The sequence below is a fragment of the Candidatus Poriferisodalis sp. genome, assembly GCF_965208485.1.
GTDB lineage: Bacteria > Actinomycetota > Acidimicrobiia > Acidimicrobiales > Poriferisodalaceae > Poriferisodalis.
In genome coordinates this window covers 1,883,575-1,904,731 of record NZ_OZ242344.1, presented here as the reverse complement: position 1 = coordinate 1,904,731, position 21,157 = coordinate 1,883,575, and the positions used below count along the sequence as shown (strand labels likewise).

Annotated in this window: 22 protein-coding genes; 7 read left to right on the top strand and 15 right to left on the bottom strand. The window is 67.1% G+C overall.

All coding sequences use genetic code 11. From position 1 onward, the window contains the following. Window positions 1-761 precede the first annotated feature (761 nt). Window positions 762-1,625, top strand: coding sequence for a hypothetical protein (locus ACOGXQ_RS08790; RefSeq protein WP_419947029.1), 864 nt, complete (start codon window positions 762-764; stop codon window positions 1,623-1,625). Between the two features lie 68 nt (window positions 1,626-1,693). Here ACOGXQ_RS08790 and ACOGXQ_RS08785 read toward each other — a convergent pair whose 3' ends face one another. From ACOGXQ_RS08785 to ACOGXQ_RS08755, 7 genes are all read right to left on the bottom strand, one after another. Continuing rightward, complete coding sequence (locus ACOGXQ_RS08785; protein WP_419947028.1) at window positions 1,694-2,086, bottom strand: PIN domain-containing protein; 393 nt, start codon at window positions 2,084-2,086, stop codon at window positions 1,694-1,696. Continuing rightward, window positions 2,073-2,315: a type II toxin-antitoxin system VapB family antitoxin gene (locus ACOGXQ_RS08780; protein WP_419947027.1), complete on the bottom strand. Its 243-nt coding sequence runs from the start codon at window positions 2,313-2,315 to the stop codon at window positions 2,073-2,075. The genes ACOGXQ_RS08785 and ACOGXQ_RS08780 overlap by 14 nt, the downstream gene beginning before the upstream one ends. Before the next feature lie 137 nt (window positions 2,316-2,452). Further along, complete coding sequence (locus tag ACOGXQ_RS08775; protein WP_419947026.1) at window positions 2,453-3,301, bottom strand: AAA family ATPase; 849 nt, start codon at window positions 3,299-3,301, stop codon at window positions 2,453-2,455. A gap of 383 nt (window positions 3,302-3,684) precedes the next feature. Then, the gene (locus ACOGXQ_RS08770) at window positions 3,685-4,053 is read right to left on the bottom strand and encodes a DUF5615 family PIN-like protein (protein ID WP_419947025.1); all 369 of its coding nucleotides are present in this window, start codon (window positions 4,051-4,053) and stop codon (window positions 3,685-3,687) included. After that, window positions 4,050-4,280: a DUF433 domain-containing protein gene (locus ACOGXQ_RS08765; RefSeq protein ID WP_419947024.1), complete on the bottom strand. Its 231-nt coding sequence runs from the start codon at window positions 4,278-4,280 to the stop codon at window positions 4,050-4,052. The genes ACOGXQ_RS08770 and ACOGXQ_RS08765 overlap by 4 nt, the downstream gene beginning before the upstream one ends. A gap of 106 nt (window positions 4,281-4,386) precedes the next feature. After that, window positions 4,387-5,682 (bottom strand): ATP-binding protein, encoded by a 1,296-nt coding sequence (locus ACOGXQ_RS08760; protein WP_419947023.1) that lies wholly within the window; start codon window positions 5,680-5,682, stop codon window positions 4,387-4,389. Between the two features lie 171 nt (window positions 5,683-5,853). Continuing rightward, on the bottom strand, window positions 5,854-6,315 hold the full coding sequence (locus ACOGXQ_RS08755; RefSeq protein ID WP_419947022.1) for a MaoC family dehydratase: 462 nt from the start codon (window positions 6,313-6,315) through the stop codon (window positions 5,854-5,856). 201 nt (window positions 6,316-6,516) lie between these two features. Between ACOGXQ_RS08755 and ACOGXQ_RS08750 the strand changes: the two genes are divergently transcribed. Then, window positions 6,517-7,806, top strand: a complete 1,290-nt coding sequence (locus ACOGXQ_RS08750; RefSeq protein WP_419947021.1) for an ATP-binding protein — start codon at window positions 6,517-6,519, stop codon at window positions 7,804-7,806. Here the strand turns inward: ACOGXQ_RS08750 and ACOGXQ_RS08745 are convergent. Together ACOGXQ_RS08745 and aceE are read right to left on the bottom strand one after the other, a co-directional pair. Further along, window positions 7,733-8,602, bottom strand: coding sequence for a hypothetical protein (locus ACOGXQ_RS08745; RefSeq protein WP_419947020.1), 870 nt, complete (start codon window positions 8,600-8,602; stop codon window positions 7,733-7,735). The two genes, ACOGXQ_RS08750 and ACOGXQ_RS08745, sit on opposite strands and share 74 nt — an antisense overlap. A 31-nt stretch (window positions 8,603-8,633) precedes the next feature. After that, the gene (gene aceE, locus ACOGXQ_RS08740; RefSeq protein ID WP_419947019.1) at window positions 8,634-11,336 is read right to left on the bottom strand and encodes a pyruvate dehydrogenase (acetyl-transferring), homodimeric type; all 2,703 of its coding nucleotides are present in this window, start codon (window positions 11,334-11,336) and stop codon (window positions 8,634-8,636) included. 21 nt (window positions 11,337-11,357) lie between these two features. Between aceE and ACOGXQ_RS08735 the strand changes: the two genes are divergently transcribed. After that, window positions 11,358-12,428 (top strand): RNase H family protein, encoded by a 1,071-nt coding sequence (locus ACOGXQ_RS08735; RefSeq protein WP_419947018.1) that lies wholly within the window; start codon window positions 11,358-11,360, stop codon window positions 12,426-12,428. A gap of 8 nt (window positions 12,429-12,436) precedes the next feature. Here the strand turns inward: ACOGXQ_RS08735 and ACOGXQ_RS08730 are convergent, their stop codons facing one another. Genes ACOGXQ_RS08730 through ACOGXQ_RS08720 form a run of 3 tightly spaced genes read right to left on the bottom strand, consistent with a single transcriptional unit; the run spans window position 12,437 to window position 13,569 of the window. Then, entirely contained in the window at window positions 12,437-12,913 is a 477-nt protein-coding gene (locus ACOGXQ_RS08730; protein WP_419947017.1) for an SRPBCC family protein, read from the bottom strand. An 8-nt stretch (window positions 12,914-12,921) separates the two neighbouring features. Next, window positions 12,922-13,155, bottom strand: coding sequence for a TlpA family protein disulfide reductase (locus tag ACOGXQ_RS08725; RefSeq protein WP_419947016.1), 234 nt, complete (start codon window positions 13,153-13,155; stop codon window positions 12,922-12,924). A gap of 60 nt (window positions 13,156-13,215) precedes the next feature. Continuing rightward, window positions 13,216-13,569, bottom strand: a complete 354-nt coding sequence (locus tag ACOGXQ_RS08720) for a hypothetical protein (protein ID WP_419947015.1) — start codon at window positions 13,567-13,569, stop codon at window positions 13,216-13,218. Between the two features lie 1,044 nt (window positions 13,570-14,613). On the opposite strand from ACOGXQ_RS08720, the gene ACOGXQ_RS08715 reads away from it, so the two are divergent. After that, window positions 14,614-15,192 carry an ISL3 family transposase gene (locus tag ACOGXQ_RS08715; protein WP_419947014.1) on the top strand — a complete coding sequence of 193 codons (579 nt, stop codon included), beginning with the start codon at window positions 14,614-14,616 and terminating at the stop codon, window positions 15,190-15,192. A 39-nt stretch (window positions 15,193-15,231) separates the two neighbouring features. Here the strand turns inward: ACOGXQ_RS08715 and ACOGXQ_RS08710 are convergent, their stop codons facing one another. After that, window positions 15,232-16,416, bottom strand: coding sequence for a Fic family protein (locus tag ACOGXQ_RS08710; RefSeq protein ID WP_419947013.1), 1,185 nt, complete (start codon window positions 16,414-16,416; stop codon window positions 15,232-15,234). Between the two features lie 472 nt (window positions 16,417-16,888). Continuing rightward, complete coding sequence (locus tag ACOGXQ_RS08705; RefSeq protein WP_419947012.1) at window positions 16,889-17,194, bottom strand: hypothetical protein; 306 nt, start codon at window positions 17,192-17,194, stop codon at window positions 16,889-16,891. 141 nt (window positions 17,195-17,335) lie between these two features. On the opposite strand from ACOGXQ_RS08705, the gene ACOGXQ_RS08700 reads away from it, so the two are divergent. Further along, the gene (locus ACOGXQ_RS08700; protein ID WP_419947011.1) at window positions 17,336-17,521 is read left to right on the top strand and encodes a hypothetical protein; all 186 of its coding nucleotides are present in this window, start codon (window positions 17,336-17,338) and stop codon (window positions 17,519-17,521) included. Window positions 17,522-17,556: 35 nt separating this feature from the next. On the opposite strand, the gene ACOGXQ_RS08695 is transcribed toward ACOGXQ_RS08700, so the two are convergent. Beyond that, complete coding sequence (locus tag ACOGXQ_RS08695) at window positions 17,557-18,321, bottom strand: dodecin family protein (RefSeq protein WP_419947010.1); 765 nt, start codon at window positions 18,319-18,321, stop codon at window positions 17,557-17,559. Window positions 18,322-18,448: 127 nt separating this feature from the next. Here ACOGXQ_RS08695 and ACOGXQ_RS08690 point away from each other — a divergent pair, with 127 nt between their 5' ends. Both ACOGXQ_RS08690 and ACOGXQ_RS08685 read left to right on the top strand, forming a co-directional pair. Then, complete coding sequence (locus tag ACOGXQ_RS08690; protein WP_419947009.1) at window positions 18,449-18,658, top strand: dodecin family protein; 210 nt, start codon at window positions 18,449-18,451, stop codon at window positions 18,656-18,658. Window positions 18,659-18,736: 78 nt separating this feature from the next. After that, a complete protein-coding gene (locus ACOGXQ_RS08685) occupies window positions 18,737-21,157 on the top strand; it encodes a CaiB/BaiF CoA transferase family protein (RefSeq protein ID WP_419947008.1) in 2,421 nt (806 codons plus the stop codon).

Genomic DNA, 21,157 nt, shown 5'->3' with positions numbered 1-21,157 from the left:
TCCCCCGGCGGTCTTGTTCGCGGCGCCGACGATCAGGTCGCCTTCCCAGCGGCCGGGCTCGGCGCGGTCCGCGGCGGCGGCAGGCCGCCCGCTGATGGGCCGACAGTCCCCCAGCGGGCTGGCCCTGAGGGCACCAGCGCGGCTGCGGGGCTTGCGGCAGCGGCGCCGGCGGGGCAGATCGCGCCACGCGTCGGCGCCGAGCGCGCAACTGCTGTACGCGCACCGGTAGATCGTCTCAGCGCACACCCGCTCGCCCGCAGCGAGGCCGGCGCTGACCGCACGCGGCGACCAGCCCAGCTTGAGGCGGCTCTTCGCCTCCCCTGCCGGCTCGGGATCCGCTGCGAGCCTGCAAACCCGAGACCGCCGAGCACGCCGGTCCGCTGCGGCCTGCGCGGGCCCAGCCCGATAGACGCCCTCCGGGCCGCGGCCGCGTTCCAGCTCCCGGCACACCGCCGAAGGAGCACGGCCCAACAGCACCGCCACCTCCTCAGGCCTCACCCCCGCATCCGCGCGCGCCTCGATCACAGCCCGCTCATCTCGTGACAGCCTCCCTGCCATACTGCACACCTCCACCGGTGGTTGCAGTACTCCAAGACCGGCCATCATGACCGATCACTCGCAACCACCAATGGAGTTCGCCCACCTTCACCAGCGTTACGTCAAGCGCAACTGCAAGCTGTGCTCTGCGTGCTGACGGCGGCATCTCGTGCTGGGACAGCGATGGTGTCGAGCAGGGTGTACCGAGCGGCAGCTACCAGTCGGTGGCCGTCGGCGACGCTCACGCTTGCGCTTTGAGCACTGAGAACAGGGTGACCTGTTGGGGTGGCGAGAGCGAGGAGTACTACAGCTGGTCCGATCCCGGGTTCATCAGGGACCATGGACAGCCGTTCAGTGGGACTTACTCGGCAGTGACTGTCAACGGACCCGACGAAGCGTGTGCGCTGGGCATGGACGACCAGTTGGTTGAATGCTGGAGCCGCAACCGCTCCTACGGCACAGGCCAACTTCAGGCCGATTTTGAAGGCGGGGGCATCGAGGTCGGACCCTTCAAGAGCATTGGCGACGGCTGCGGGATTCGACCCGATGGCAGCGTTGGCTGCTGGACGATTGCTTTGGACATGCCCGGCGCGGTGTCGGGCCTCACCGCGCTCGGCACCTTCAGCGCCCTAGGCGACCGCTGTGGCATCCGAACGGATCAGACGCTCGCATGCTGGTCCTACGACTGGGAGTCCCTCGAGTCAGCCCCGGATGGATCGGGTTTAGTGGTGCTGGACACCGAGATTCCCGGAGGCACATTCACGGAATTCAGCCAAGGCGCGAATCACTCGTGCGGACTCCGCACATCCGGAGCGGTCGCATGCTGGGGCAACAACTGGATGGGCAGTACAGATGCACCCGCCGGAACGTTCACCACCGTGTCCGTCTCCGGCGCCAGCAGCTGTGCCCTGCGAGTCGACGGCACCGCCGTCTGCTGGGGACCCGCCATTGCACGCACCAGCGACATCCCCGACGAGTCCTACAAGTCCATCGTGACCGGCGGCGGTTTCGCCTGCGCGGTGCGTACGAGCGGCGAGATCGACTGCTGGGGACCGATACCCCTCCCGACAGGAGTGACCTGGCAGTAAGCCCGCCGGGAGCATCGTCGCAGACGCAGCTGCCAGATTGGGGGCGCTTGTGTCGTCGCGGCGAGGGTTCAAGTCGGTGCGATGCGCAGGCTGGTCTTGTCGGCGATGAAGTCGAAGTCCCGGTCGCTGTGGAGGACTTCGAGGCCGAGCCGGATGGCCGCGGCTGCGATCAGAACATCGATGTGTGAGCGGATGGTGATGCCGTCACGACGCATCGCCTGGTAGATCATCGCGGCCTCGAGCCAGTCGCCGCGGGGCACCAGCGGCGCGGTGCGCTGCGACATCAGCAGACGGCGCGTGCGACCGAGCCGGTCGGCGCGTGCACCGGCGACGACCTCGAGCAGCACCGGGTCGATGACCACGGCTTCGCCATCGGCAATCGCTCTGCGCATGCGGAGCGCGACGGCAGTCCCGGTGCCCCGCAGGAACTCGATCCAGGCCGAGCTGTCAGGCAGCAGCATCGGCGTCTTGGCTGTGTCCCCATTCCATGAAGCGTCCGGCGCGCATGGCGTCGAGGTCGCCGTCCCACCCGGCGCCTTCCATCGCCAACTGCTCTTCGACGCTCATCGGCTCGCCGCCGACCAGGTGCTCCAGCGCCAGGTGCACTGCCTCGCGCTTGGTGCGCAACGCGTACATGCGCATGGCGCGCTCGAGCAGATCGTCGTCGATGTCGATATTGGTCCGGCTCATGCCGTCATGATACACCAAGAGGTGTATCAAGGTGTTCGGGCCCATGGCGCTGCGTCGCCTCGGAGGTCCAGAGCCGGCCAGCGGGCAGGCCGATCATGCGACCGCTGTCGTCGACCCTGCAATCACGCCCGCCCGCGCTACGGCGATTCTGCCGTGATGTTGCAGTTGGCTCTACCGGGCAACTGACGGATGCTCTGCCGTGAAATCGACCGGTGAATTCCCCCCCGGTCGGGACTCAGGGTCCGAGGGCCGTTATCGGGACAACCGATACGCCGTCGGGTCGTCGGTAGCCGAGACCGGTGGCGGTGATGACCAGCTTGGCGACAGGTGAACCGCGTTCGCCTGGGTCGACATGTTTGCACGACTTGATCAGCGAGGCGGCAGCCTCGTCTGCTCTCGAGCAACTCCGCAGACGCTGACGATGTTCGTCCGAGGTTTCGAGGCCACCCGCCTCTGCACAGCACTTCGGCCATGTCGGGCACGGACATCTCAGATGCGGCCGCCTCGCATTGACCGCCGTCAAGCAGCGATCCCAGCGAGACGCTGCCGTCGGATTCGCCGCTCTCGGCCAGCGACATCGGTCGCATGCGCACCCGGCTGACCCTTCCGGCGCCCGAGTGCAGGGTGACGTCATCGGCGGGCTGCGCAGAACCGGTCAGGATGAAGCAGCCGACATCGCGACCCTCATCCACCACGTGGCGGGCGGTCTCCCAGAGCCCGGGCACCGTCTGCCACTCATCGATGAGGCGTGGCCGCTTGCCGTCAAGCGTCCGGCGGGGCACGACCTCGGCGCCTTGCCTGGCAGCTGCGTTCTCGGACAGCAGCACTCGGCTTCGGGCGTGGCGCAGCCCGGTCCAGGTCTTCCCGCAGCCCTTCACACCGTCGATGACCACGATGGGCACCGATTCGAGCGCCCGCGTCACTTGCGCGTCGGCAATTCGGTGCAGATATCCCTGCGGAACCAAGGGACCCGGCGAAGATGCCACACAGGCAACCTAGCCGCAACGCGAACTTTGCGGCAACTGAAGTACGAACTTTTGAGTCTCTTGAGTATGAATCATCGGGACGCTTGGGTGCGAACTTTCCGGGCCCGGGCGCGGACTCTCACAGGCGCCAGAAGGCCGGGGCTTCACGTGCGGCGGGCGATCATCATGTTCGCCACCGAGCGCACGACGGTCGTGCCTTGGACTGGTCGGCAGCCGATGAGAGAGATAGGGCGCAATGGTGGTATTAGGCCAGAGCGTACCTTCGTCGTAGCAGCGTGCACCCTCGGCGGCGGGGAACACTGCGGTCGAAGCAGGGTAGCGACTCAGGCGATTCGGGACATCGTGCTGCGCGACCCTGAGGACGACGCGGCACGGTTGCAACCTCACCAGATGGGCCGGTCCCGGATGCGAGCGCTGGTCGGACTGAGCGAGACGATCGCGCCAGTCTCGAGTGCCGCCTCTAGGGCTGGCAGGTTTGCTGCAAGCAGTTCCGCATGCACTGCTGGCGGGCGGTGGGAAACGCCGCGTACATGGACGACGGAAGGTCTCGCCGAGCGGCGCCGAAACAGGAGCACCCCGAAGTCCGAGTCGGCCGTGGCCACGACGTATTCGTGCTCGGCGGCCCAGTCCAGAATGGTTTCATCGGCGGCGGTGAGCATGTCCACATCGCCGACGTGCAGCGCTTCATGGCCGTGGGAGCGCAGCTCGTCGACAAGCTGAGGGGACAGGTTTGCGTCGAGGAGGAGCTTCACGCAGAAAGCGAAGCAGGGACTTCTCGTTCGCTCACTCGCGCGGCGGCGAACTCAAGAGCTGCGCTGATGTCGTCCGCCTCCAGGTACGGATAGTCAGCCAGTAGTTCCCCGTGAGTTCTGCCGGCAGCGAGCTGTTCGAGCACCATGGCGACGGTCACTCGCAAATCCCGGATGCAGGGGCGACCGCCCATGCGGCGGGGATCAACGGTGACTCGGTCCAAGAGCACAATGACAGGCTAATTGGCGCACACCCGGAGCGTCGTGAGGGATGCCGTTGCCATCCTGCTGGCTGACTGGAGCGCCCGGCAGTCGCCCAGTACGCCTAGCCGGGATTCAGCGGTGACTCTGATCGATTGGCTCGAACGCATCGGGTGTCCAGAGCCGGTCGGCGGGCAGGCCGATCAAGCGGCCGGTGTCGTCGAGCCGGCTGCAGTGCGGCCCGGTGTGAAAGATCACGCCGGCCATGAAGCGGTCGCCGGCCAGCCGTCGCAAGCCTTCGAGGCCGCGGCGGTCGGCTGGCCGCAGCCGGGTGCCGGCCTTGACTTCCACGCCGATGATGGCGCCGTCGTGGCCGTTCTCGAGCACCAAGTCGACCTCGGTACCGTCGCGGTTTCGCCAGTGGCCGACGTTCGGCTGGTGTTCGAGCCAGGACGCCTGCTTGAGCACTTCGCCGACAACGAACGTCTCGAACAGATGGCCGAACTGTTGCAGCGCCGCGGGTTCGAGGCGCCCGAGTCTCGCCGGGGGCAGGCGGAGCAGCCGCGCGGCCACGCCCGAATCAACCATGTGCGCCTTCGGACGCGCTGTGCTGGCGACCCGAGCGGTCCGGCCCCAGGCCGGGAGCAACCTGACGAGGAAACTGGCTTCGAAGAGTCTGATGTAGTCGGCTGCGGTGGTGGCGGGAAGCCCCACGGCATCGCCTGCGCGGGACATGTTCAGCACTTGGGCGGTCTGGGTTGCAACACGACGCAGCAGCGGCGCGAGAGCACCAGGCTGCCGCACCCGACCCGGTTCGAGCAGGTCGCGTTCGAGGCAGAGTGCGATGTAGTCGTCGAACCACCGGTCGCGTGCTGCGTCCGAGCCGGCGAGCGCCATCGGCAGGCCGCCCCGCACAACGCGCCGCACGTAGTCGTCGCGCGTCGTTGTGGAGGCGGCCGGACACACCGCTGAGGCTGGATCCTCGAACAGCGTCTCGATCAGGGATTCGTGCTTGGCGTCGATCTCGCCTTGGGAGAACGGGTGGAGCTCGATGCGATGCAGCCTCCCGGTCAGCGATTGCGATACGAGCGGCAGCGCTGCGAATCGCGTCGATCCGGCAATCACGAATCGCCCCGGCGAGCCATCACGGTTCAACTCGGACTTGATTGCGTCCAGCAGCTCAGGGACATGCTGGTACTCGTCGATGAACACAGGGCCGGGTCCTGAGACGAACAGAGCCGGATCGTCAACGGCCGCATCTCGCACAGCAGGATCGTCGAGATCGACCACGTGAGCACGGTGCCGCTCAGCGAGCGTCCGCAGCAGCGTGGACTTGCCGACCGTGCGCGGTCCCTGCAGCAGCAGCACCGGGGTTTCGCGCATCCGCTGGTGCACGATGCGCTCGACGCGGCGCGTTATCCACTTTGGCATGTTCGACCCGCCCAAGTTGAGACAAGTCTACCGTGATATTGATGTGATTTCTACCGTGAAACTGCTGTTAGTTTTGCCGGGAAATTAACGGGTGTTTTGCCGTGAAATCGGCCCAAACATGCCTGCCCATTGACCGGACCATCGCGGTGAGGAGTCTGCGGCTGGGGGGTCTCAGAGGCGGCGGGCGATCATCATGTTCGCCACCGAGCGCACCACCGTGGTGCCGTGCTGGTTGACGAGTTCATGGGCCATCTTGACGATGCCCCGGTCGGGCTTGGAACGGCTCGGGCGCAGCTCCAGCACCTCCACCACGAGGGTGAGACGGTCGCCTGGATGCACCGGCGCCATCCATCGCAGCTCGTCGAGACCGGGCGAGCCCATGCTCGACGGTCCCAGCAGGTGCTCGCCCAGCAGCCTCATCATGATCGAACCGGTGTGCCATCCCGAAGCGATCAGCCGGCCGTAGACCGTGTCACGGGCGGCTTCGGGATCGATGTGAAACGGCTGGGGGTCGAACTTGCGGCCGAACTCGATGATCTCGGCCTCGTCGATCATCGTCGAGCCGAACGTGAAACGCTCGCCCGCCTCGTAGTCGTCGAACCATCGCTGCGGGCACGGGATATCGCTGGGCATCGAGACAGTCTGGCGGCTGTCGCCGTTCCGCGGTCGCCGTAACCAGCGACGCTCGATGTGCTGCCCTTGTTGGCGTATGAAGTGTCAACAAACTGGCACTTCATACGCCAATAAATTGGCATATGAACCTCGCGAACAGTAGACTCTTCGTTGCCGTGGTGACGAGTTGCGAGCGAGACAAGACCCAGGGCAAGCGAATTCATGACCGAGTCAGATCGACCCCATGACTATCTGCCGCGTGTCGTCGACGCGGAGATGCGCGAAGTGCTCCGTGCCGCGCCAGCGGTGCTCATAGAAGGCCCTCGCGCGTGCGGCAAGACGTGGACGGGACGACACTTCGCCGCAAGCGAGAGGTACATGGACGCCCAAGCACAGGCTCGCTTGGCGGCAGGCCTCGACCCGGCGGCATTGCTGAATGGGCCGACGCCGCTCCTGCTCGACGAATGGCAGATCGCACCGGATGTCTGGAATCCGATGAGGCGGGCCTGCGACGAGCGGGGCCTCCCAGGCCAGTTCATCCTGACAGGTTCGGCAGACCCTCCAGATGACATCACTCGCCACTCCGGCGCCGGCAGATTGCTGAGAGTGCGCATGAGGCCCATGAGCCTGTTCGAGTCGGGAGAGTCCGACGGGAGCATCTCGCTTGCCGGGCTCTTTCTCGGCGAGCGGTGCTCCGCCGCCGATTCGGGTCATCGGCTCGGGGACATCGTGGAGACGGCCTGCCGTGGCGGCTGGCCCGATCTCGTGCGTCGAGGTGCCGGCGCAGCGACTGCGCAGCGTCTCATGCGCGGCTACCTCGACGAGATCAGCCGCACCGACGTCTCCCGCGTCGACGGAGTCGATCGCAATCCGTCGGGCGTCCGCAGGCTGCTCGCCTCGTTGGCTCGCAACACCGCTGGTGAAGCCAGCGCTTCGACGCTCGCGGCAGACACAGCAGACCCTGCGGGCGCAGCTCCTGCGGTTCATCGCAGGACAGTCGCCTCGTACATGGCTGCTCTCGAGCGTCTGTTCGTCGTTGAGGACGTTCCGGCGTGGAAGCCTCATTTGCGATCGCGTGCCCAGCTCCGCGGTCAGCCGAAACGCCATCTGGCCGATCCCTCGCTGGCCGTCGCAGCTCTCGAGGCCGACAGCGATGCCGTGATGGCGGATCTGCGCTTCGCTGGGCTGCTGTTCGAATCGCTTGCCGTGCGAGACATACGCGTCTATGCCCAAGCGTGCGAGGCCGCCGTCTCGCACTACCGGGACAGCGACGGATTGGAGGTCGATGTCATTGTGACCCGGCCCGGAGGCCAGTGGTTGGCGGCGGAGATCAAACTCGGCGGCGAGGCGGCCATCGAGCATGCTGTGAGGTCGCTGAGACGCCTGCGCGACAAGATCGACGCCGCTCGAACCCGGCCCCCGGCGAGACTGGTCGTGCTCACTGCTGGCGGATACGGATTCGAGCATCCCGATGGCGTTTCGGTCGTGCCGGTGACATCGCTCGGGCCGTGACGCAGGCAGCCTGCCTGAGCGGTGGGCGGCTACGTAGGGCAGTCCGCGGTGGTGCGCTCGCTGTGCACCGACTGACGAGATGAACACGATGCATCCCCCGGAACGGTCGCGCATGGCGACTGCGGCCCGCTGAGCGCACCGATAGGGGCTGCGGATGGTCGATGGGGTGCAGTCGCTCGTGGATGTCGTGCAGCAATTCGACACGGTCGCCGACGGTCTCGCGTACGTGGTCGATCATCGCCAAGGTCGATGCGCTGTAAGCACGCGGATCGAAGTAGCTCCCCGCCGGAGCGTTGCGTGGCTGGGGCATCGGGGCCGCTGAGCCGCCATATGGCCCCAGTTGCACCCGGATGTGCCGGTAGCCCTGCTCGCGCAGCTCCTCGACGCTGTCCGTCACTTCGTGAGGGTCGTCGCCGCTTGCGTGGACATAGACCGCAGCGGCTTCGCGATTCTTCCCCCCGAACAGCTCGTACACCGGCATCCCGGCCCGCTTGCCCTTGATGTCCCACAGGGCCTGATCGACACCGGACACCGCGTTGTTGAGCACCGGACCGTTGCGCCAGTAGCCGTTGACCATCGACATCTGCCAGATCTCGCCGATGCGGTTCACGTCGCGTCCGATGAGGAACGGGGCGAGATGACGGTCGATGACGGTCTTCACTGCGAATGCTCGCTGGGTGAAGGTCGCGCAGCCCAGCCCATGCAAGCCGGGTTCGGAGGTCTGGATCTTGACGACGACCAGCCGCGCAGTGCCGGGCTGGGTGAGGATCGCTCTGACGTCGGTGATGGTGACCATCGTGGGGATGTTCCCGAAGACCGGCAGCGGCTCAGTGCGCCACAGATGACCAGGGATCGGCGCTGTCGGTGGCCAGGCCGTAGCGCTTGACGGCCTCCGCTGCCACGGTCGCGTCGATCTCTCCCAGCTCGGCGAGGCGCCACAGCACCGCGACGGTGATGTGCTCGGCGGTCACCTCGAAGTGCTCCCGCAGGCGGCTGCGCGTGTCGCTTCGCCCGAAGCCATCGGTGCCCAGCGACGTGTAGTCGCGACCGATCCAGCGGGACACCTGATCGGGCACGGCGCGCATGAAGTCCGTCACGGCGATGACAGGTCCGGTGCCGTCGGCCAGCTGGCGGGTGACGAACGGCACCTGCTGCGGCTCGTCGGGATGCAGCGTGTTCCAGCGCTCGCACGACAGCGCTTCCTCGCGCAGCGCCTTGAACGACGTGGCGCTCCACAGGTCCACGCCCACGTCATGCTCAGCGGCCAGCAGATCAGCGGCCGCTCGCGCAGCCCCCTGCGCCGAGCCGGAGAAGAGGATCGTGCCCGAGTGGGCGCGTCCGGGCGGCGACGGGGCGAAGCGGTACAGCCCGGCCAGCAAATCTTCGACAGCGAGATCTTCCGGCTCCGGCGGCTGGACGTAGTTCTCGTTATAGATGGTGAGGTAGTAGAAGACGTCCTCGCCCACGCCGTACATGCGCCGGATGCCGTCCTGCACGATGGCGGCCAACTCGTAGGCGAACGCCGGGTCGTAGGCCGCACACGGCGGCACCACCGAGGCCAGCAGCGGCGAGTGCCCGTCCTGGTGCTGGAGACCCTCGCCCATCAAAGTGGTGCGACCCGCCGTGGCCCCCATGAGGAAGCCGCGCCCGCGCATGTCGGCCAGCGCCCAGATCATGTCGCCCACCCGCTGGAAGCCGAACATGGAATAGAAGGTGTAGAAGGGCACCATCGCCACGCCGCGGGTGGCATACGACGTGGCCGCCGCCGTGAAGCTGGCCAGCGCGCCCGCTTCGGTGATGCCCTCCTCGAGGATCTGGCCGTCGATGTGCTCGGTGTAGGACAGCAGCAGGTCGTGGTCGACCGGCTCGTACAGCTGCCCCTGGCTGGCGTAGATGCCCAGCTCGCGGAACAGCGAGTCCATGCCGAACGTGCGGGCCTCGTCGGGAATGATCGGCACCACCCGGTCGCCGAAGCCGGGCTCACGCGTCATCGCCCGCAGCATCCGGGTGAACGCCATGGTGGTCGACACCGCCATCTTTCCTGAGCCCGCAGCGAACTCTTCGAACGGCTTGGAGCTCGGCATCGGCAGTGCCCTTCGGCACCAGTTGCGGATGCGCTTGGGCAGCGGCCCGTTGAGCGCCTTGCGGCGTGCCATCAGGTACTCGTGCTCGGCGCTGCCGGGCGCCGGCCGGCAGTAGGGCGGATCGTCGGGATCGAACTCGGCGTCGATCTCGTCGTGCAGCCGCAGCCGCTCGCGGATCGTCATGAGCTGGGTGCGGTTCAGCTTCTTGATCTGGTGCGTGGCGTTGCGGGCTTCGAGATCGGGCCCCAGCGACCATCCCTTCACGGTCTTGGTCAGGATGACCGTCGGGCTGCCCTCATGCTCTACGGCCGCCTGGTAGGCCGCGTACAGCTTCTTGTAGTCGTGGCCGCCGCGGGGCAGGGTCTGGAGGTCCTCGTCGGAGAGGTGCTGGACCATCTCGCGCAGCCGCGGGTCGGGACCGAAGAAGCGCTCGCGGATGTACTGCCCGCTCTCCACCGAGTAGCGCTGGTACTCGCCGTCGATGGTCTCGTTCATCTTGTTGAGCAGCACGCCGTCGCGGTCTCGGGCCAGCAGCTCGTCCCAGCGGCCGCCCCAGATCACCTTGATGACGTTCCAGCCTGAGCCGCGGAAGTTGGCCTCGAGCTCTTGGATGATCTTGCCGTTGCCTCGCACGGGGCCGTCGAGCCGCTGCAGGTTGCAGTTGACGACGAAGATCAGGTTGTCGAGCCGTTCCCGGGCAGCGAGGTGGAGCGCCCCGAGCGTCTCGGGCTCGTCGGTCTCGCCGTCGCCGACGAAGCACCACACCTTCGACGCCGCCGTGTTGTCGATGCGACGGTTGTGCAGGTATCGGTTGAAGCGGGCGTGGTAGATCGCCATGATCGGCCCGAGTCCCATCGACACCGTCGGGAACTCCCAGAAGTCGGGCATGAGACGGGGATGGGGATACGACGACAGCCCGGTGCGGCCGATCTCGCGCCGGAAGTGCTCGAGGTCGGTGTCGTCGAGGCGGCCCTCGAGATAGGCCCGTGCGTAGATGCCCGGTGCGGCGTGGCCCTGGATGTAGATGTGGTCGCCGGGCTCGCCGTCGTCCTTGCCGTGCCAGAAGTGGTTGAAGCCCACGTCGTACAGCGCCGCCGAGCTGGCGAACGTGGACAGGTGGCCGCCGATGCCGTCGGCCCACGAGTTGGCGTGGGTCACCATCGCCACGGCGTTCCAGCGGATGAACGCCCGCAGCCGCTTCTCGATGCCGTCGTCGCCGGGGAACCACGGCTCCTGCTCGGGAGGGATCGTGTTGATGTACGGCGTCGAGACGGTGGCGGGGAAGTCGACCTGCATCTCGCGGGCCTTGGACATGAGCCGCCTGATGAGAAAGCGCGCCCGGTTCTTGCCCCGCTCCTCGACCACGGCAGCGAACGACAGCAGCCAGTCGTCGGTCTCGTCGGGATCGATGTCGGGGATCTGCTCATGCAACCCGTCGAAGAGCATGGGCTCTAGTGTCGCACCTGGATGAGTCCCCAGCCGAACGCGACAGCGCGAGACGTCTATACCGACGGGTCATGCCTGGGCAACCCGGGTCCCGGCGGCTGGGCATACGTAGTCGACGGCGGCCCGTGGGCATGCGGCCACGAGTCCGCCACCACGAACCAGCGGATGGAGGTGGCGGCTGCGGCCCGCGCCGTCGAGACGCTCGAGGGCCCGTTGAGAATCGTGAGCGACTCCACCTACGTCGTCAAGTGCTTCAACGACGAGTGGTGGAAGAGCTGGCACCGGCGCAATTGGCTGAACGCCGCGAAGAAGCCGGTGGCCAACCGGGACCTGTGGGAGCCGTTCATCGACGCGGTGCTGGCACGCGGCGATGTCACGTTCGCCTGGGTGAAGGGACATGCCGGGCAGCGGCTGAACTCCGCCGCGGACGCCCTGGCCGTGCATGCGGCGGGCGCCGGGGCAGGCCTGCGCGGCGATCGATTCGACGACGGCGTGCTCGATCAGCTCACCGACCGGCGAGCCGACGCGAGCGCACCAGCGAAGCGCGCCGGCCAGGAGGCTGCCAGCCGGGAAGCTGCGGGCCGGAAGATTGCCGGTCACGGATTGGCCGTGCTCGGTCACCGCCCGACCGAGCTCGGCGGGTACAACGAGAATCCGGTGTCGCGCCGCGTGCTGCGACAGCTCAGCGACGTGCTGGCCGCCAAGCGTGAGATGCATCCTGATCTGGTGGTCGCCTCGGGCCTTGGGCTCGGCGCGGAGACGATGGGCGCCGAGGCCGCGCTCGCGGCCGGTGTGCCCTACGTCGTGGTGCTCGCCTTCGAGGGCCTCGACGCCCGGTGGCCCGCACCTTCACGACGAAGATTCGCCGAGCTGCGCCAGCACGCACAGCAGGAGTTCGTGCTGGCGAGCACCGCGCCGATCGACGGCGAGGCATTCGGCAAGGCGATGCGCCGCCGCGACACCTGGTTCATGCGCAATTGCGACGAAGCAGTCCTGGTGCGGCGCCCGGACGACCGCACGCTGGCAGACCTGCACCGTCGCCTGGACGACGCGTTCGGCGGCGACGTGTGGTTGATCGAACCGGCCGGCTGATGCACCGATCAGGCTGCGCCGTCAGGAGCTGCGTCGTCTGAAACAGTCTCGGTGACAGCGGCCAGCCGCTCGAGTGTCTTCTCCATGTTCGTGACGTTCTTGCGGTGAGCGCCCAAGAGTTCGATGCCGCGCGGCGACTTCGCAGTGGACCAGTCGAAGGTCTCGCGCACCAGCGTGCTGCCATCAGGCTGGGACTCGAGCTCGTAGCGCCAGCGTTGACCGTGCCAGTGCGCCCAGGCGATCAGCCGGTTCTCCTCGAACTCCAGGACACGGTTCTTGACGGTGTACGAAATGCCGACCTTGATGCGCATGGAGAACGTGCTGCCCAGTGTCAGCGGGGCATTGCTGCTGGTGAGACGGGCCAAGGTCCCCGAGCCGTCGATCTCGCAGTGACGGCTGGGATCGGCGAGCACCGCGAAGATGTCCTCCGCGGGTGCGGCAATGACCCGCTCGACGCTCACCGTTCGCTGTTTCGGCTGTGCCATGTGGGTCCTCAGGCGGGCACGAGAGCGTCCCGAACGATGTCAGGCGGGGGAGCGCCGCCGCCACGCTCGATGCTGCCGTCAGCGCGCACGAGGACCCACCGGGGCTGCGAGCTCACGCCGAACCGCCCCCACAGCTCGCCGTCTTCGTTGCTGACTTGGGGAACGTCGCCCAGTCGGTGCTTGGCGACGAAGTTCCGGTAGGAGTCCTGGGAGTCGCTGCCGGGCACCCCGACGATGACCAAGCTGTCGCCGTGCTCTCGTTTCAGCGCTGCGACCGCAGGCGCTTCCCGATTGCACGCCGATCACCATGGCGCCCAGAACCACAGCAGGACGTCGTTGCCGGCAGTGAGGGCGAAATCGAACTGCTGCCCGTCGAGCAGCGCGCCTTCCAACTGCAGGATCTCGGCTCGCGTCTCGACCGCGGCCGCTGCAGCGGCCGTCGTCGGCGCCGCAGCGTCAGCCGTCGAGTCGGCATCGCCCGAGGCCGTATCGGTCGGCGCCGCGGTAGTCGCGGGGGCTGCTTGCGAGTCAGTTTCGGCTGCCGTGGCCGCCGGCTGCTGCGTCACCGTGCCGTCGTCGCCGCAGCCGCTCACGGCAGCGCCGCTGATCAACAACGCCGCCGACGCACTGGCCGCTCGGGTCCACAGCAACTTCACAACGTGAGCCTAACCGGCGGCTCCGCTGCTGATGGAGCCGATTACATTCGGCCATGTGAGCACTCGGATGCTGCTGGGTTTGGCTCTTGCCACCGGCACGGTCATCTTGGTGGCGTTCGCCGTCCGCGTGCTGACGTGGCCGTAACGGTCTTCAATGGCGCGTTCGGTTCTGGCGAGTTGATTCATTCCCTCATCTGAAACTGACTCGCATTGGACTTTGCGGGCGTTTCGCGTTTGCGTGTGGGATGTCCGGTTGAGGGTCTGGTTGTGTAGGGAGGGATCCCTCAGAATCGGAGGTGCGTGTTGTCCTGATTCGGGCGGATTCCTGTGGTTGTTGGCCTTACGCGTGTGTTGGTGTTGATCGTCGGTCTGGGGCCGGGTGTGGCCGTGACCGGGGTGCGTGGCCGCCCGGGGCGGGCCGTTGACGGTCGAGGTCGAGCTGTCGGGTTGTCCGTGCTGTGGGGGCTGCGGCGGGCCGGTGCGTCGTCACGGCGCCGGCAAGGTGGGCCTGGCGGATCTGCCGGCGTTCGGGCGCCCGGCGCGGCTGGTGCGGAACAAGCGCCGCCGGCTGTGCCCGGGGCGGGTCGTGTGCGGTGCGCGCGTTCACCGACCAGGACCCTGCTGTTGCGCTGCCCAGGGCGCGCATGGCATCCCGTGCGGCGCGGTGGGCGACACGCCGGGCGGGCCTGGGTCGGGCGATCACCGAGACCGCAGCCGAGCTGGGCACGGGCTGGCACACGGCCACCTCAGCAGTGCACCGGTGGGGCCCGGCGCTGCTTGGCGCCGGCCCTGGCCGCACCGGCGGCGTGAGAGCGCTGGGCCTCGACGAGATCCTGATGTCCCGCCGCGGCCCGTACCGCCGAAAGCACTGGGGCGCCACCATCGTCGGCGTGCGCAGAGGCGTCCTGCTGGACATCGTCGCCGGTCGCAGCGCCGCCGGCGCCAAGGGCTGGATCGGCGGGCGCACGCCGCTGTGGCGAAAACGCATCCGCTGGGCGGTCACGGGGCCTGTCGGGCCCCTACCGCAAGGCGCTCGGCGACACGATGCCGCACGCCACCCAGATCGCGGACCCGTTCCGCGTCGCGCGGCTCGCCAACAGCGCCGCCGACGACATGCGACGACGCGTCCAGAACCACACCACCGGCGGCAGAGGCACCAAAGGCGACCACCTCTACCGCACCAGACGGCTGCTGCTGCGAGCCGCCGAGCGCATCAGCGACCGAGGCCGCACCAAGCTGCGCGGCCTGCTCGCAGCCGGCGACCCACGCGGCGAGGCGCGCGACGCCTGGCACGCCAAGGAAACCCTGCGCGGCATCTACCGCATCGGCGACCGCGACCTCGCGCTCGAAGCCCTCGACGAGCTCTCACGCGACCCGCGCGACGAAACGTTCAGCCCGGAGCTGAACAAGCTCGGCCGCACCCCGCACACTTGGCGGACCCAGATCACGAACTGGCACCTCTCCCGCATCACCAACGGACCCACCGAGACCGACAACAACCTCGCCAAGCTCATCAAGCGCGTGTCATTCAGGACCGCCAACTTCGACCACTACCGAACACGCGTCCTGCTCTACGCCGGCAAACCAAACTGGACCCTCCTCGACAACCTCACCCCACGCTAAAACGCGAAGAGCCCCAATGGTCGGCTGTCGACTCTGGCGTCACTGATACCGGTGCTGGCCGGCATGACCGCGGGCAAGCACGCACGGTCGCTGCGAGCGCGGCCCGCGGAATCCGCACTTGGTGGGGAGCAGCGTCGACGGCGAGCGTTCAGCATCGGTCGCCGGCCTGGACATGCTGGGGGAGCCAGCCGGCACCGCACCGTCTGGGTTCATGCGCCTCAGGACGCTCACCATCTCGGGCACGGCGAAACGTGCATTGCGCCGGCCACCGACTGGGGTCACGATCCCGGCTTTGGCAAGGGCGTTGAGCGCTGTTCGGCCTACACGCCTGGAGACCCCTAGGCGGTCAGCGATCATCTCCGCGTCCAGGATCGGCATTGACGGCAGCAGCCTCATCAGCGATGCGGCCGCACTGTCGGAGCGGAAACGCGACTTCTGTTCCCATCCAGAGGCCATTTCTTCGACGGCCCTCACGGTCACTGTCGCCTGAGCGTGCGCTTCCTCGCACGCAGCGCCGAACACGTCCATCCATGGAGCGAAGCCTTGGCTGCGCGCCGCTGAGTCGTTGGCATCGCATACGACTCGCGTCGCGTTGAGGGACTCGTAGTAGTCGGCTCTGTCGCGCTCGAGCGCGGCGCTGATCGGAATGGCTCCGTCCACCAAGCCTCGTGCGTTGAGCACGGTGTGCACGAGAGCGCGCCCTGTTCGCCCATTCCCGTCTTCGAACGGGTGAACGGTCTCGAACTGCGCATGGGCTACGGCGGCCTGAAGCACCGCAGGGTGGTCACTCGTGTTCAGATATCCAACCAAGTCCTCCGCCAGGTCAGGGACATACTCGGGCGGTGGGGGGACAAACGTCGCTTCCTCAATCAGGCAGTCCGCCGGTCCAATCCATATCGGTTCTTCGCGGAGGGCGCCGCCGAGGTCGCGTTCCTGGGTGTCTTCGAACAGCGCTGCGTGAAGACTCAGAATGTCATCAGCCGTGCAAGGGCGGCCGTTCCGCAGTTGCTCGCCGAGGTCCACTGCCGCTGCCAGCTGCCGGGACGCGCCGAGCGTGAGCGCTTCGTTCGCATCGGTGACCGGCTGCCCAGTCTGTTCGCGATAGCGAGCCCATGCGAGACCGTCAGCTGTGGAGCCGACGCCTTCAATGACGCTTGACCTGACACTCTCGTCGCGGGCCAGCATCCACCGAGCGAGCACTCCCCCCATGTCCGTCTTTGGCATCGATGCGATGTTGCTGAGGGCCCTGTCGGCCAAAGTGAGCGAGTTCATCGCATCGGCCCCGAGAACGGGAGTCCACCCGCTCAACTGGTGGGGGACATATGCGCGGTATGCCCTACGTCCGTAGCCTGTCGCGCTGACCAGCCACGCTTCGGAGTCGACATATCGGCCCACACGCGAAGGTTATCGCGTCGTATGGGCTATTCATGAGGGCTCAGCGACGGGATCGAAGCGGCTTCGCGTCGTATGGGCTATCTGAGTGCCCGTGCTGCTGGACTGCCCGCTTAGTCAACGAGAGAATCTGCGGACGGGTCATCTTCGTAGTCTCCGTTTGCGGGGCACTCACTCGGCAGATGGACAAGTACGACGCCCGAAGCGCCGTAGTACACGATCGCTCTCTGCCCCTGACGAAGCGTCTTTTGGCAGTAGTTACAGACGGGTGCCTCGAGTGTGGTGCTCACGGCTGCTGCGCAACTCATGCCATCCCCTCGCAGCATGGGCATTCGGCTCGTTGGGCATCAGGCGCATGCTCGCCGGCGGGAGCTGGTCCTGACTGCAGCACGGCCACGCCATCGGAGTAGGCGAAGACCATGAGATCAAAGCCAGCCTCGCCGATCAGCCGGCCAGCATCGGTTTTGCTGATCCGTGCGTAGTAGGGGCCACTGTCGCCGCCCAGCATGCCCATCTCGACACGAGAAGCCTGCTTGATCTTGGAGCGACAGTTCGCAACATGACGCACACGGGTGACGAGAGGCTCGGCTGAACCGAAGCGGGTCGTCACCGCTGACAGGGGTCCCTGATTTGGGGGCTTACATACGATAGTTGACGACACGGCTGTGACCTGCGGAAACGCTTTTCGCATCCAACAACGTTCTTGCTGGTCGCACCGTTGCAGGCAACTATCCTACATAAGCCCCAAAATTTGACTGCGTCGATCTACGAAATCGAAGAAACATATGTCGTGCGGACACCCATCGGAGCAGGCTTCCTCAGCACGACCGCCGACAGACTGAGCATCGCGGCACCAGCTTCGAGCGTCGATCTCGCCGCCGGTGAAGCGTTCGAACACTTCCAGCGCTGCGGCCTTCCGCTCCGCATGCGCGTGTGAACCTGTCTCTGCCATGTCTCCCCACTGCGAGGCGCCTACAGCTCGCCGGGTTCCTCGCCGGGCAGGTAGGTGACAGGCAGCCTCGTCAAGCGACGCACTCTCGAGGGCAAGTCGGCGCCCACCAGCCGGGAAGCACCCGCGGGCAGCGTCGACAGGATGATGCCGTCAAAGCTGGAACGTGACAGCACTGCTTGTATCGCCCGCAGCGGATCAGGATCGCCGAGCTCGCCCGAGGCGGCGTACGACGCGGCAGCGATCTTCGCCAGCTGCGCATCCAGCCGCTTCTGCGCTTGCTCCATGCCGAGCGTGTCGGGCCCCAAGTAGTCGGTCGCCGGCACATGCTCAGAGGGGATGCCGGTCACCGGGTCGGCCGCGAGCATCGACAGCCGCCGGGCCCGGGCGTAGCTCTTGGAATGGGTCATCGGCACCAACAGGTGGAATTCGCACGGACCGTGCCGGTTCAGGCGATCGATCTCCGCAACCACCTCGCCGGTGCCCAGCGTCTGGTTGGCCACGATGAGCCAGCGCGTCACCTCCACATCGGGGGCACCCGGCGTCAGGCCCGGTCGCATGCGGTCGACCCGGAAGGCGAGGCGCAGCTTGATCCTGTACAGCGCGATCTCGCCCTCGGTGATCATGACGTCGCGCTCTTCCACATGCGCAACTGACAGATCGCGGATGGTCTTGGTCGCCTCGGCGACTCCCCGTCGCGCCGCATCCTCCCAAGAAAGCCGACTCGCGGCGACCAGCGTGATGACCTTCTCGACCGAATTGAAGTTGCGCTGGGGTGCTTCGTTCAAGATCCGGACCCCTTCGCTGAGAGCTCGTTCCCTCGGGTGGAGAGCGATGTGCTTCGGTGGGGCAGACTGTAGGGCACACCGCGAACGTGCGAAGCAATGCGCGTCCGAGGGGTCCAAGGAGGATTCAATGAGCAGCGTCTACAACGTGATCGAGCTGATCGGCACGAGCGACGAGTCGTGGGAGAAGGCGACACAGAACGCGATCACCGAGGCCTCCAAGACCCTGCGCGACCTGCGCGTCGCGGAAGTTGTGGAACAGGACGTGGTGATCGAGGACGGCGCGATCGCGGCCTTCCGCACCAAGGTCCGGCTGTCGTTCAAGCACGAGTCGCCTTGAGTCACCGCCCCGCGCCATGGTGAGATTTCCGCGCGGTCTCGGGAGAGCGCGCGGGCTGAGTGCGCGCCTGATCCATTCATGACCGCTCACGGCCTCGACGGCGTCCGTGTCGTCGAGATGGGGCAGATGGTGGCTGCGCCGTGGGTTGCCAAGCTGCTCGGCGATCTCGGCGCCGAGGTCATCAAGGTTGAGCCTCCCGCCGGCGACCGCGCTCGCCGGCGCGGGCCGTATCGCTCCACCGACGCGAGCGCCGACCAGATGGGCGGATTCTTCGCTGCCATCAACACCAACAAGCGCAGCGTCGTCGCCGATCTGAATGATCCTGACGGTCGATCTGTGCTGCAGCAGTTGCTCGCAGATGCCGACCTGTTCGTGCACGATCTGGCCGGACGCGCCTCCGCCGACCTCGGCCTGACGGCCGAGGCATTGCGCGTGCGGCACCCCTCATTGGTGACGCTGGCAGTGACGCCCTTCGGGCAATCGGGGCCGTACGCGGACTGGCGCGCCGAAGAACTGCAGATCGTTCACGGCGGCGGCTGGGGTTGGCTCGCGCCTGGCTGCGTCGCCGGCGCCGAGCTGCCGCCGCTGAAGCCTTACGGCCACCAGGCCGCCTTTCAATCCGGCTTCGCAGCTGCGTGCGCGGGCCTGGCGGCGGTGGATCGGGCACTGCGGACCGGCCGCGGTGAGCACATCGACTTCGCCCAGATGTCCTACGTGGTGGGGATGCTGGAAGCAGCGTTCATCAGCTGGTCCTACCGGGAGGAGAACCCCAGCCGCTTGGGTGCTCGCATCCTCAACCCGTGGGGGATCTTCCCGGCCAGCGACGGGCACATCTTCTTGGTGTGCGTCGAGGCCGACCAGTGGGAGCGGCTGAAGGACTTCATGGGCCGCCCGGAATGGGCCGACATGGACATCTTCGACACGCTCGAGGGTCGCTTTGAGAACGAAGACCTGCTGCGCATGTGGCTCGGCGAGTGGATCGCCGCGCAGCCGGTGATGGAGCTCTTCCACCGGGGCCAGGCACAGCGGTTGGCGTTTGCTCCCGTGAACACGGTGGCGCAGATGGCCGCCGACCCGCACTTGGCTGCCCGCGGCTTCCTCGTCACGTACGACCAACCCGGTCTGGGCGACATCACCGTGCCGGGCGCGCCGTCTCGGCTCACGAATTCGTGGTGGTCCATCCGACGGCCGGCGCCTTCGCCGGGCGAGCACAACGGCGAGTCGTTTGCCGCAGCCGACCCGGCCACGGCAACGCGGCCGGCACCCGCTCCTGCACTCTCGGCAGCAGCGTCGGACCGTCCGCTCGACGGCGTCACGGTGGCGGACTTCACCTGGGTCTGGGCGGGACCGTACTGCACGCTGCATCTTGCGCATCTCGGCGCGACCGTCATCAAGGTCGAATCAGCGACCCGCCCGGATCTGGGCCGTCGCCTTCCCACGCAGTCGGCGCACCACGAACCGACGCTCGACACCAACGGCTACTTCAACCAGTACGGCCAGGGAAAGAAGAGCATCACCATCGACATGGGAACGGCCGGGGGCCGGGCGCTCGCGAAGCGGCTCGCGCTCGAGTGCGATCTCGTCGTGTCGAACTACGCCACCGGTGTCATGGACGGATGGGGTCTCGGCTACGAAGCGCTGGCCGCCGAGCGGCCCGATGTGATCGTGGGCGCCGTCAGCGGCTACGGGCACCACGGGCCCTACCGGACGTACATGGGCTACGGGCCCACCACCGGCCCGCTGTCGGGACTGGCGTCCATGACCGGCTACCCCGGCGATGCCGCCGAGGAGCTGGGGGTCTCCCTCGGCGACCCGGCGGCCGGCATCGCCACCGCCTATGGGTTGGTGGCAGCGCTGGTTGCGAGGCGTCGCACTGGCGAGGGCCAGTTCGTCGACACCGCCATGTGGGAAGCCACGACCGTCTGCACCGCTGAGGGCTGGATGGAGTGGGTGCTGACCGGGCGCCAGCCTTCCCCGATGGGCAACCTGGATCCCCTGTGGTCTCCGCACAACCTGTACCGCTGCGCCGGAGACGACGATTGGGTGGCGATCTGCTGTGTCGACGAGGACGAGTGGGCGTCGCTGGCAGGAGCAGTCGGCATCGACCCTGGCGATGAGCGCTTCGCGGCGGCAGCAGACCGCAAGACCAACGAGGCCGAGCTCGACAAGCTCATCGGTGCCTGGACTCGCGAACGCGACCAGTGGGACGTCACCGAACTGCTGCAGGCGGTCGGTGTGCCGGCGTTCCCGTCGCTGAGTGCCCGGTCGATCGAGGCCGACCCGCACCTGGCCGCACGCGGTCTCGTCGAGCGACTCGATCACCCCGCCGTCGGCCAGATGAGTCACGTCGGCATCCCGTGGCTCCTCACCGATGGCGCCAACGGCGTGCGAGCGCCCGCACCGACGATCGGCCAGCACACCCACGAGGTGCTCGCCGACGTGCTGGGTCTCACGCCCGCCGAGATCGCCGCCCTCGAAGCATCCGGCGCCCTGCGCTAG